Origin of the sequence: Bifidobacterium criceti (assembly GCF_002286935.1) — a bacterium.
GTDB classification, from domain to species: Bacteria; Actinomycetota; Actinomycetes; order Actinomycetales; family Bifidobacteriaceae; genus Bifidobacterium; species Bifidobacterium criceti.
The window spans coordinates 126,205-138,757 of the sequence record NZ_MVOH01000008.1 but is presented as its reverse complement, the minus strand read 5'-3'; the positions used below and the strand labels follow the sequence as shown (position 1 = coordinate 138,757).

Annotated in this window: 10 protein-coding genes; 4 read left to right on the top strand and 6 right to left on the bottom strand. The window is 63.5% G+C overall.

Annotated features, from left to right (window positions below; genetic code table 11):
* The 4 genes from B1526_RS04755 to B1526_RS04735 form a co-directional block, all read right to left on the bottom strand.
* The coding region (locus B1526_RS04755) for an IS1/IS1595 family N-terminal zinc-binding domain-containing protein (protein ID WP_201260124.1) at positions 1-570 on the bottom strand (570 nt) is incomplete at its 3' end.
* Between the two features lie 677 nt (positions 571-1,247).
* Positions 1,248-2,732 (bottom strand): ABC transporter ATP-binding protein, encoded by a 1,485-nt coding sequence (locus tag B1526_RS04745; RefSeq protein ID WP_235607038.1) that lies wholly within the window; start codon positions 2,730-2,732, stop codon positions 1,248-1,250.
* Between the two features lie 128 nt (positions 2,733-2,860).
* Positions 2,861-3,649, bottom strand: a complete 789-nt coding sequence (locus B1526_RS04740) for an energy-coupling factor transporter transmembrane component T family protein (protein ID WP_095614927.1) — start codon at positions 3,647-3,649, stop codon at positions 2,861-2,863.
* Entirely contained in the window at positions 3,646-4,269 is a 624-nt protein-coding gene (locus B1526_RS04735) for an MptD family putative ECF transporter S component (RefSeq protein WP_095614926.1), read from the bottom strand. Before B1526_RS04735 ends, B1526_RS04740 begins: the two co-directional genes overlap by 4 nt.
* A gap of 552 nt (positions 4,270-4,821) precedes the next feature.
* On the opposite strand from B1526_RS04735, the gene B1526_RS04730 reads away from it, so the two are divergent.
* From B1526_RS04730 to B1526_RS04720, 3 genes are read left to right on the top strand one after another with little or no spacing between them, the layout of a single operon-like run.
* Complete coding sequence (locus B1526_RS04730; protein ID WP_095614948.1) at positions 4,822-7,605, top strand: YhgE/Pip domain-containing protein; 2,784 nt, start codon at positions 4,822-4,824, stop codon at positions 7,603-7,605.
* Positions 7,602-9,803 carry a YhgE/Pip domain-containing protein gene (locus tag B1526_RS04725; protein ID WP_095614925.1) on the top strand — a complete coding sequence of 734 codons (2,202 nt, stop codon included), beginning with the start codon at positions 7,602-7,604 and terminating at the stop codon, positions 9,801-9,803. Before B1526_RS04730 ends, B1526_RS04725 begins: the two co-directional genes overlap by 4 nt.
* A gap of 56 nt (positions 9,804-9,859) precedes the next feature.
* Positions 9,860-10,483: a TetR/AcrR family transcriptional regulator gene (locus tag B1526_RS04720; protein WP_095614924.1), complete on the top strand. Its 624-nt coding sequence runs from the start codon at positions 9,860-9,862 to the stop codon at positions 10,481-10,483.
* A 234-nt stretch (positions 10,484-10,717) separates the two neighbouring features.
* Here B1526_RS04720 and B1526_RS04715 read toward each other — a convergent pair whose 3' ends face one another.
* Entirely contained in the window at positions 10,718-11,185 is a 468-nt protein-coding gene (locus tag B1526_RS04715) for a hypothetical protein (protein ID WP_235607037.1), read from the bottom strand.
* 132 nt (positions 11,186-11,317) lie between these two features.
* On the opposite strand from B1526_RS04715, the gene B1526_RS04710 reads away from it, so the two are divergent.
* The gene (locus B1526_RS04710; protein ID WP_095614923.1) at positions 11,318-12,031 is read left to right on the top strand and encodes a phosphatase PAP2 family protein; all 714 of its coding nucleotides are present in this window, start codon (positions 11,318-11,320) and stop codon (positions 12,029-12,031) included.
* A 92-nt stretch (positions 12,032-12,123) separates the two neighbouring features.
* Here the strand turns inward: B1526_RS04710 and B1526_RS04705 are convergent, their stop codons facing one another.
* Positions 12,124-12,507: a VOC family protein gene (locus tag B1526_RS04705; RefSeq protein ID WP_095614946.1), complete on the bottom strand. Its 384-nt coding sequence runs from the start codon at positions 12,505-12,507 to the stop codon at positions 12,124-12,126.
* Between the last annotated feature and the right edge of the window lie 46 nt (positions 12,508-12,553).

Here is a 12,553-nt window from a genome sequence, read left to right as displayed (position 1 = left end):
GGGTCTGGAGGTCAGATCGGCCCTGGTGTCGCGTTGCACGTGGACCAGGCAGCGTTGGATGCGCGTGCCCGGCCAGATTTGCGCGCAGGCTTTGAGGATGCCTTTCATGCCGTCGCATACGAGCACGTCGGGCGGGGCGAGCTGTGCGAACAGCGCCTTGTAGGCGGCCGTGCTCTCCCGGGCGCACCACTGCCAGGCGAGCACCTCGCCGTCCTCGCCGTCGACCGCCGCCAGCAGGCACCAGCCGTTCATGTAGGTGCCGTCGGCCATGACCGTGCGATGCACCACACCGTCGGGTTCGATGCGCGGCTTGAGCCGCCAGCACCAGTCCACGCGTTTGCGGAAGTTGCGCGCGCTCTCCGTGCGTTTGCGTTGGGGCGCGGCCTCGAGCAGCCAGTCCAGGAACTGCGCCAGCTGGGTGCGGCGCCGTTTGGTGTTGTTCCTGGTGCCGGCGGTCAGCCTGCACCCATCGCACTGCCAACGCTGCCGGCCCATGCGGTCGTGCCCGTTCTTGCGCATCGGCGACTGGCAGACCGGGCATTTCTTCGCTTGCTTCGAACGTGTCCTCATGACACACATTGCACACGAAACCACACAAGCAGATACCCGTGCGCATCTGCAACGGGGCGACACGCCTACTGGCGAAAAGGCAAACCAGACTCTAAATCAATAACTTTAGTTCCTATATGCCCACAATCGCGGCACCGCACGACGCTTAGCGCACGCCACCGTCGCCCGACCGCACATCTGCGGCACCGCACGACGCTTAGCGCACGCCACCGTCGCCCGACCGCACATCTGCGGCACCGCGCGACGCTCAGCACACGCCAGCGACGTCCGACCGCACAATTGCGGCACCGCACGACACTGAGCGCACGCCAGCGACGTCCGACCGCACAATTGCGGCACCGCGCGACACTATGACGGTGCCACCGCATACCACGTACGCACGCACAAATGTGAAGAAACCGTGTTTTCAATAGGTTTTCAGCGATTGTGAAGTCGATTGCAATCCGATGCCAAGCGTTGCCCAACGTTCGCCGGGTTAGATGATGTCATCAGCACAGATCATCTGTCGTGCACCGCGCGGTGCACGACAGATGGCACGGATGCAGGAGAGGGACATCATGTCGACCAATGAGAACAACAACGATTTCCACAACACGATGAACGATGCGAACGACGCGCAGATGCGCGCGGATGAGACGCCGACCGCCGCGCAGCCGCCATCAACGCGCCATCGGCGCTTATGTGAATTCGACGAGCTCGTCGCACCATTGTGCGGCGAGCTCGTCGTCATGTGTGATGACGATGACGGCGACACCGCGGTCCGCGAGCGCGCGCAGCAACGCGCCTACGCGCATCATGTTGCCGTGGTCGAGGCCGCTCGTCGGCTCGTCGAGCACGATGAACCGCTTGTTCGCGATGAGTGCCGTGCCGATCGCGAGCCGTTGGCGTTCGCCGCCGGAGAGGCTCATCGGATGGCGGTCGGCGTTGTCGAGCAGGCCGAGGTCGCCGAGGATCGCGTCGCATCGTGCTCGGCCGCCGTCGAGCATGAGTTCGCCGCGCACGCTGTCGGAGAACAGCTGGTAGTGCACGTCCTGCATGACCATGCCGGCCGCGCGCGACAGTTCATCACGTGTCGCGGTGCGGCCGTCGACGGCGATCGTGCCGCCGAGCGCGCGCTGCAATCCGCATATCGTGCGCGCGAAGGTGCTTTTCCCCGCGCCGTTCCTTCCGACGAGCCCGACGATGCGTCCCGCATGGAAGTCGAGGTCCGGTATTTCGCGCGCGAACGTTGGCGTCCGCTTCCAGCCGAACAGCGAACGTGCGCGGTATCCGACGCGCAAACCGCGCACGCTGAGCACCGGCGTACCATCGGCATCGCCCGTGGCCGCCATGCGCCGCGCGCGCGTCTCCTCGATCTTCCGGCGCACTTGTGCGCTCGCCCCGCCCACGTCGAGCGCGCGCAACCCCCACTGCCGCAGGCGCTGTGCGGGCAGCGCACGGAACGTCTGCGCATCGTAGCCGCCGACGCACGCGCCGTCGTCGAGCACGATATAGCGGTCCACGAGGTCGGCGCACCATGCGAGGCGGTGTTCGGCGACGACGACCGTCACCCCGTCACGTTTGAGCGCCGCGAGCATGTCGTGCAACGCGCGCATCGCGTCGGCGTCGAGGTTGCTTGTCGGTTCGTCGAGGACAAGGACGTCCGGATCGAGCATCGTCGCCGCGGCGACGGCGAGACGCTGCTGTTGGCCGCCCGAGAGTTCCGCGATCGTACGGTCGAGGAGATCTTCGATGCCGAAGCGGCGCGCGGCGCGTGCGATGCGCGCGCGGATCTCGTCGCCCGTGACGCCTGCGTTCTCGCACGCGAACGCGAGTTCATCGGTCGAACATGCTTGGAAATACTGGGTTTTTGGATTCTGGAACACGCTGCCGACGACGCGCGCGTATGCGCCGATGTCCGCGCGCCCCGCGACGAGCCCCGCGGTGCGCGCCTCGCCTTCGAGCGCACCCGCGACGTGTACGGGCGCAAGGCCGTTGAGCAGTCGGGTGACCGTTGTCTTGCCACACCCGCTGCGCCCTGCGAGCACGACGAATTCACCGCGGCGCACGTGCGCGTCGACGTCGCGCAACGCGCGCACGGCGGCGCCCGCGTATTCGAACGTGCATCCGCGCAGCGCGCACATCGCCGCATCGGCGACGCGTTCCCCGCGTTCCTCGGTCATCGTCGTACCCCCATCGTCTGTGGATTGGTCTGTGGACTGCCGTCGTAGATCGTCGTCAATTCGTAGGTTGTGCTCACGGCAGCGGTTGTCTGGCAATCGACGCGCCCCATGCGCCGCCGCGCGCCGCGTCACGCGAACGCGGCGCCTACGCACACGAGTGCGGCGAGCACGGCGAGCGCCGCCCAATCGGACGCGCGCATGCGCACGGTGCGCATACTCGTCGGCCGCGCGCATGTGCCGAGCCCTTTTGTGAGCGCCGCGAGCGTGAGGTCGTTCGCGACGGTCGTCGCGTTCATCAACAGCGGCACGATGATGCATTCGAATGACCGCACCGGCCGGCGCAACAGCGCGAGGCCGTTGCCCGCATGCCCGCGCAGCCGCATGCTGTGGCGGATCATGCGGTAGTCGCGGCGGATCGTCGGGAAGAACCGCATGATGACGACGACCGGTATCACGACCGCGTCGGGCACATGCATGCGCCGCATCGCGCACACGAGGTCGCCCGCGCGCGTCGTCGTGAACGCGGCGGCGCCAGCCACGAGGCATGGCATCATCATCGCGACGCCGTTCGCCGTCAGTCCCACGATGTGCAACCACGGCAGCGCGTCGACGTGCATCTGCACAAGCCATTGCGCCGCGCACAGCAGCGCGTAGCATGCGAGCATGCGCACGGCGGCGCGCGCCTTGCCCGCGACGAACAGCGGCACCGAGAGCAGCGCGACCGCGACCATCTGCACGACGGGAGCGACGTGCATGATCATGAGTACGTTCGCGACCGCGACGCCCGCGAGCTTGACACGTGGGTCGATCGCGACGCGCGCATCGCCGACCGCAACGTCGCGTTGCACGAACGTTCGCGCCACGGTGGATGTCGTCCCCGCGCGCTCGACGGCGGCCCGTTCGACCGTCTGCGTCATCCGAGCACACCCGCTTTCTCGAAGTGACGTGTCATCATCCGCAGACCGAACGCGCCGCCAATGAGCGCGCATACGACGACGGCGGCGATCGTCACACCGAACATCGCACCGTTGACATGGCTGAACACAAGGTCGATGTAGGCGGCGTCCTTCCCTTTGCGCTCAAGGCTTGCCACATACGCGTCCTTCATCATCCACAACGGCAGGATCGGACCGAGGCAGCCGAACGAGAACACGACGTAGCTCGCGAGCATCGCCGCTGTGTTGCGGTAGGCGCCCGCTTTCGCGATGAGGTCGGCGAGGCACGGGAACACGGCCGATGTGACGAGTGACAGCGCAAAATGCCCTGAGCATACGAGGAACAGACCGAGCACGACGCCCATGACCGTGATCGGACCGAACGTGCGCACGCGCGCGGCGAGCAGCATATAGACAGGTCCCGCGAGCAGCGCGGCGATCGCCGGCAGGAAGATGTTGCCGGCGACCGTGAGCACAACATTGCAGAACAGTGCGGCGACGGCGACGATCACGAAATATATCGCCGTGAACACACCTGTCGTGATGAGGTCGGCGACGGCGAATCTGTTCGATCGCGTCGCCGTAGTCATCTGCTGGGTCATGGTCGTCTCCTTCGTGTGGGCACATGGACGCGTATGTGACGCGTACACGTGGGTGGTATGGCGACTGCACGCCGTAAGTCGACTCACAATGTATTGGCAAATCACGAGGCGCACAATAGTTCGTGATGAACTTTCGCAAAACTGTCCATATTCCGGACTGCTGGTGGACATATCAGTCGGCACCGCCGCCATCGACGTCCATCCGTACGCCGCAGACAGCTGCACACCGCGGCACTGCCGCCGACTACGTCTATATCGATGCCGCAGACAGCTGCACACTGCGGCACCGCCGCCGCAGACGGCTGCCACGGTGTTCTTTTTGAGCGGAAGCGCACGGCGACGCGCAAGGGCACAATGGAATCAGCACCCGCAACGTGCGTCGTGCGACGCGCACCGCAATACTCGTCCATCGGCACCACTAACGCTACTATGTGCGTAGCGCTACGTACACCGTATCGTTTATCGTTGCTGTACCGTACCGTCGACAAACCGTCGACAGACCGCACGACACACCACACAGCCGACCGCAGGATGAAGGAGCACGAGCCGCATATGCGCAACATATGGTTCATTTTCCGCCGCGACCTCAAGCGGCTGCTGCGCGTCCCGACGGCGTGGGTCATCCTCTTCGGCCTGACGTTCATCCCACCGCTGTACGCGTGGTTCAACATCACCGGATTCTGGAACCCGTACGGCAACACGAGCGGCATCCGCGTCGCCGTCGCGAACGAGGACAAAGGTGCGACAAGCGACCTCATGGGCGACCTCAAACTCGGCGACGAGATCGAACAGACACTCAGGAAGAACCATCAGCTCGGTTGGGATTTCATGAGCCGCGCGAAGGCGATGGCATGCGTCGAATCCGCGCACTGCTACGCCGCGATCGTCATCCCCTCCGATTTCAGCAACCGCATATCGAATGTGCTCACTGACCCGTCGTCACGTCCGCAGATTGACTACTACGTCAACGAGAAAGCGAACCCGGTCGCGCCGAAGATCACCGGCGTCGGCGCGACGACGGTCGACCGCCAGATCAACAGCACGTTCGTATCGACGGTGAGCGGCGTCATAAGCGGCATCGTCAACAAAACGAACACGACGATCAAGAACGATTCGAACACGGCGGTCGCGAAGACGACCGCCCAACTGAACAAGACGAAAGCGAACCTTGAGGATACGCGGGAGACGATCGCACAACTCAGGGAGACGCTCAAGACGACGACATCGAAGACGGCGGCCGCGCGCGACGCGCTCGACGACGTCACGGCGGCGTCGACGAACGCGAGCAATGGGCTGACGACGGCGAACGACCTATTGACGACATCACAGGGGTCGATCAATACGTTCGCGACGAACGCGTCGAACCAGCTCGACAAAGGCGGCAACCTGATGCTTGAGGCGACGGGGCGCGCGTCCTCGGACGCGACGCGCGTCACAAACGGCGTGCTCACGGCGAGCGGCGCGACGGGCGCGGCGCTCACCAACATGACCTCGGTCAACCAGGACACCGCGCAGATCCTCAACGACCTCAAGAACCTCCCCGACAATCCGCTGTCTGACGAGATCAACGAGATCGTGACACTCCTCGAACAGGAGAACACAAAGGCCGCGCAGACGCTCGCGTCGCTCACGGCGCTCAACACATCGACGCAACAGGCGGCGACGAACGCGCTCTCGACGATCGACCAGTTCTCGAAGACGTCGACGACGACGGTTGGCGCGCTCGGCGACGCGCGCTCGGCGATCAACACCTCCGCACTCCCCAGACTCAACAGCGGCCTGAGCGCGCTCGCCGGCACGAGTGGTGCGCTCGCCGGATCGCTCAGCGGACAGACGTCGCTGTCCTCGCAGACGAAGCTCGTCCTCGACCAGATCGACGCGATCAGCGCCGACGCCGATTCGTCACTCAAAAGCACCGACGACCTGCTCACGACGTTCATCGAACGTCTCGACACGACGAGCACCGATTTGCAGTCGCTCGGCAACGCGAACATGCTCGCGCAGCTCACCGGCACGGACGGCGACATCGACGTCTCGCGCATCGCGAATTTCATGCTCTCGCCGACCGTCCTCACAACGCATACGCTCTACCCGGTCGATACATACGGTTCCGCGATGGCGCCACTGCTGACGAGCCTCGCGCTGTGGGTCGGCGCGTTCATGCTCATGGTCCTCATCAAGCTCGAAGTGGACGACGAGGGACTTGGCGACCGCCATCCGACGATGTGGCAGACATATCTCGCGCGTTGGCTGCTGCTCGCCGTGGTCGCGGGCATGCAGGGCATCGTCGGCGCAATCGGTGACATCATCATCGGCGTGCAGATGAAGAACGCGGCGCTGTTCGTCTTCACCGCATGGTTCACATCGATCGTCTACGTGTCGATCGCGTACGCGCTCTCGGCGACGTTCATGCACGTCGGCAAGGCGCTCGTCGTCGCGCTCATCATGGTGCAGATACCGGGCGCGTCCGGCCTGTACCCGATCGAGATGATGCCCGCGTTCTACCGCATGCTCTACCCGCTCTTCCCGTTCACGTATTCGATAGGCGCGTTCCGTGAGACGATCGGCGGCTTCTACGACGGCCATTGGGCGAAGGACATGCTCATGCTCGTATTGTTCATGGCGCTCGCGTTCGCGGTCGGCCTGGGGCTCCGTCCGCTCATGTCGAACTTCAACCATCTGTTCTCCGACGAGCTGAACGAATCGGACATGGTCAACAGCGAACGCGTCTACACACCGACGCACCAATACAGCCTGCGGCAGGCGGTCGCCGTACTCGCGAACCAGGAAGGCTACCGCAAGCAGGTCGAGGCGCGCGCGCGCAAATTCGCGGACCTGTATCCAAAACTCATGCGCGGCGCGCTCATCGCGGGCTTCGTCGTACCGATCGTGCTGTTCATCACGTTCTCGTTCACGAACGGCACGAAACTCGTCGCGCTCGCGACATGGATCATCTGGATCCTGTTCGTCATCATCTTCCTCATGGTCGTCGAATCGATCCGCAACAGCCTGCGTCGCGAAGCCGAACTCGGCACGCTCGACAAGGACGCGTTGCGCGCGCTTGTCCTCAAACGTGGGCTCATCACGATGCCGTCGGCGCCGAAGTTCGCGAAGACGTACGCGAAGGCCGCGCGCACACTGCGCGACCCCGACGAACCCGAGGAGGAGGAAGAAGAGGAACATATGAGCGACCTTGAGGACACGCTCGGCCTCCACGAGCTGCGCGAACGACTCGAACACGGTGTGCGGCGTCTGCATCCACACCACGGCGAACACGACGCGCACCACGCGCACCATGACGACGACGACAACGACGAAGGGAGGCGTTCGGCATGAAGATGGTAGGAACGATCTTCGTCGACGATGTCAGGCGTCTGACGAGCAACATCGCGTCGATCATCATCGTCATCGGCCTGACCGTCATCCCGGGACTGTTCACATGGTTCAACGTCGCGGCATGTTGGGATCCGTTCGCGAACACGAAGAACCTCCAGTTCGCGATCGCGAACGAGGATGAGGGGTACAAAGGCGACATGCTGCCGCTGCGCATCAACATCGGCGACGAAGTCGTCAACACATTGCGCGCGAACACACAGCTCGACTGGGACTTCACGAAGACGAAGCAGGAGGCGATCGACGGTACGAAGTCGGGCAAATACTACGCCGCCGTCATCATTCCGAAGGACTTCAGCAAGACGATGCTGACGTTCTTCTCAAGTGACGCGGACCATGCGATGCTCGACTACTACGACAACGAGAAACTCAACGCGCTCGCGCCGAAGGTCACCGGACAGGGTGCGGACACGATCGCCGCGTCGATCAACGAGATGTTCGCGAAGACGATCACGGATACGGCGCTCAACGTCGCGTCGTCGATGGTCGACATGCTCGACAGACCGGAATCGAAGGACCGTCTGAACGATTTCAACAAGAACGTCGGCGACCTGTCGTCGGCGCTCGCCGACAGCGCGTCGACATTGCGTTCGTACAGCCAGCTCACCGGCTCCGCGCAGACGCTCATGTCGAGTTCGAAGGACCTCATCGCGCAGACGAAGTCGGGCATCGAAGGCGCCGTCGGCGACCTGTCGGGTTCGAAGCAGGCGGTCGCTGACCTTTCCGGCGCGCTCGGCACATCGACGGACGCGTTGCAGCAGGCGCTCGACACGAGCGCCGCGAGCATGGGTTCGCTCGCGGGAAGCGTCGACACGCTCTTCGACAGCGTCGACGGCCAGGCGAACACGTCGGCGGCCGCGATCAAGAACATGGCGTCGAACGTCTCGGCGGAGGCGAAGGCGTACGCGACGACGCGCGACCGTCTCCAGGCGTTGCTCGACACATCGTCGCTGCCGCAAAACGGCGCGGTACGTGCGGGCATCCAATCGGCGATCAACCGCATCGGCGCCGCCGCGGACACGCTCACACAGCTCGCGGACCGCCTCAACGCGGCCGCCGACGACATCACGAACCATGTGAACGTCAACGACCAGGACCGGCAGTCGATCAAGGACCTCGCCGCGCAGGCGAAATCGGCCGTCAGCGGCATATCCGCCGATTTCGACACATCGATCAAACCGGACCTCGAGCAGATGAACGCGGCGTTCACGACGGCCGCGGAACAGCTCACGTCAAGCGTCACGACACTCAAGGACGCGCTCGGCGACCTCGACGGCTCCGCGGACACGGCGAGAGCGCAGATCACAAAGGTCCGCGCGCTCCTCGACGACGCGGCCGGCGAACTCGACACGGCGAGCAAAAAACTCTCCGACTTCAACGGACAGCTGACGAAAGCGCTCAACACCGGCGACATGGGACTCGTCAAACAAGTGCTCGCGAGCAACTCGTCACAGCTTGCGACGACGCTCTCCGCACCCGTCGAACTCAAGACGAAGGCGTTGTTCCCGGTCGCGAACTTCGGCACATCGCTCACGCCGTTCTACACGTTCCTGCCGTTGTGGGTCGGCGCGATCCTGACCGCGGTCACGCTCAAAGTGAACCTCTCACGCAAACGTCTGCTCGCGCTCGGCAATCCGAAACCGTGGCAGCAGTTCCTCGGCCACTACCTCGTCTACGGCGTCATCGGGCTCATGCAGTCGACGTTCTCGCTCGCCGGCACATTGCTGTTCCTGCGCGTGCAGGCCGTGCACCCGTGGCTGTTCATGCTCGACGGATGGTTCAGCTCGATCGTGTTCTCGTTCTTCACGTATACGCTCATCGCGAGCTTCGGCAACGTCGGCAAGGCGATCGCCGTCCTGTTCCTCGTCATGCAGATCTCCGGATCGGACGCCGCCTATCCGCTCGCGATCCTCCCCCACTTCCTGAGCGACGTGAGCCCCTGGCTGCCGGTCACGTATTCGACGGCCGCGCTGCGCAGCGCGATCGCCGGCATCTACCAGAACGACTATTGGATCGCGATGGGCAAACTCGCGCTCTTCCTCGTGCCGCTGCTCATCATCGGCTTCGTCCTGCGCCGCGGACTCGTCCGCTTCAATGTGTGGTACGAGAAGAAAGTCGAAAGCACGAAGCTCATCAGCTGACGGCGATATGGCCCAAGGATGGTGCGAACACAAGTGGGAGAAGGTGTGAGAGGACGATGACGGCACACGACGGCATAACGGCACCGCGCGGCGACGACGGCGCGCCGATGCGCGGTGCACAACGGCACGGACAGCGCCGCGAGCGGACCGACGGGAAGATCCTGCGCGCGGCGTTGGATATCATCATCGCGCAAGGCATCGGCGCGGTCACGATCGAAGCGGTCGCGCGCAGGTCGGGCGTCGCGAAGACGACGATCTACCGTCGGTACGCGAACCGCGAGGACCTCATCCACCATCTGACATCGACGATCGTGCTGCCGCTCGACTTCGACGACGTCGAACCCACACACGCCGGATTACGCACGGTGCTGTGCCATATCGTCGACTGTTTCGATGACAGGATCGGGCTGACGGCCGTCGGCGTCGTATTGTCGTCGAGCAACGACCATCTGCGTGCGCTCGCGGACGGCGTATTGCGACCCGCATGCGAACGCTTCTGCGCATTCCTCACCCGAGGTGTGGACGCGGGCACCTACCGCCGCGGATTGGATATGCCGTTCCTGTTCCGCACCGTCCTCGGTTCGATGCTCGCATGCAAGGCGCTCGGCGACCCGCGCGATTCGCACGAGGCGTGGGCGTCGCATATGACCGAACTGTTGTGGCCAGCGATCCGCGCGTAATCCTGATTCCCGCAGTGCAGTATGCTTACGCATCCCCCACCGTACTGCGCTGCGGTATCTCAGATATTTTCAGCTACTTCACAGATTGCTCTAGCGTTGCTTCAAGATACCGATGGTTATATGAAGACATCAACCGAAAGGTTGACATAACCGAAAACCTTCTTTCTTCTCTTTCCTCTCTCTCAGAGGCCCGGCTTCTTCCCCTTCGGCCGGGCCTCTTTTCTTTTCTTTGCCTCACCACCTCCGTCTTCTGCCGTACCTACGCGCGAGACACAGGCCGACGAGTGCACCGCCGACGAACAGCAGCGCGGGCGCGCATGACGCGACCGTCGCCCATATGTTCGCCGCCTCCCCCGAGATCGTGCCGAATACGCTGCGCAACGTGCCACCGATTGACGATTCCCCATCGCCGACGATGTTGTGGAAATACCCGTACAACATCGGCGCCGTCGTGCCCGCCGCGATCGCGAGCGCATACCACCACATCGCCTTACGCGAACGCTGCCGGTACAGCAGTGCGCCGCCCGCTGCGGGGGACAATACGAACGAACTCAATCCGCTCAGCGGCGTATACATCGCGTCCGCGTCGGGCATGAGCGGCACACGTCCGATGAGTCCCGCCGACACCGCGAATATCGCCGCCGCCGTGACCGCCGTCCGATGCCGTCTGTAGAACCTCCGTACGCTGCGCCACACACTCACGTCGTTCCCTGCTTTCCTTCATCCGAATCCGACCGATTTCGATTCGAACGTCTGTTCGATACTGCACTTCATTATGCTCACCGCGTCACGACTGCGCAAATCGGCGTCCACACGCACACTACGCTGGTACGCATGCACGATTCCCAACCAACACAACCAACCCAATCGATCACATCGACCCACTCTCCCCAATCATTCCTCCGACAGTACGGATGGCAGATCGTCGGTGTCCTGTCGATTTGCGGCGCGACGGCGTTCGCGGTCACGGTATTGCTCGCGCACAACGGACCACTCCCGATGGACACCGCGATCTATTCGTTCCTGTCCGCGCACATCATTTCGCGCACGCTCACCCCTGTGATCGTCATGTTCACCCAAATGTCCGGTGTCGCGACGCTCATCGCATTGTGCGCGCTCATCCTCGTCATATCGTGCGCGGTGCACCATTGGCGCATCGGCGCCGCCGTTGTCGTCAACCTTGCCGCCGAAGCGCTCATCAACGAAATCATCAAACGGATCGTCGGCCGCCCACGTCCACCGATCGAGCACCGTCTGATCGCCGAACAGGGCTTCAGTTTCCCGTCGGGCCACGCGATGGCGTCGACGGCGTTCTACGGGTTCCTCATCTACCTCGTCTACCGGTATTGGCGTCGCGCGGTCAAATGGATCGCGATCGTGCTGCTCGCGCTCATCCCCCCAACCGTCATGTTCACACGTGTCTATCTTGGCGTCCACTACGCGAGCGATGTCCTCGCCGGCTGCCTGTATTCGATCGCGTATCTGACGTTGCTGTCGATTCCGCTGATCAAGCTCACGTTGCTGCCGACGAAGGACGCGGAACGCTGACCACACCCACACATGCGTCGGCGTCTGCGGACACGGAGTTCCGCGGAACGCCGACGCATTGTTCTGTTCATGGATACTGGCGAACGCCGCGCTCAGCCGGTGATCTCGACGGTGTTGCCTTCCGCGTCGAGGATGCAGCTTTCGTAGTATCCGTCGCCGGTGACGCGCGGACCACTGACTTTTTCATAGCCGTCCGCGACGAGCTGTGCGGTGAGTTCGTCGACGCGCTCGCGCGAGCCGACGTTGAACGCGACGTGCGCGTAGCCGCGCGCACCGCGGTCGACGGGACGCGCGACCGCATCGTTGTGCATGACTTCGAGGCGCGTATTGCCGCCGTCGAACGTGATGAAATACGATGAGAACCCGGTCCGTGGATTCTCATACCGTTCGCCGCGTACGCCGTCGAAATACTGTTCGTAGAAACGCGCGCCGCGTTCGAGGTCCTCGACATACACAGCCGCATGATCGATGAACATGCCCATTCCTCCTTACGGGTGTCGATGCCCTTCCCATTGTATGGAG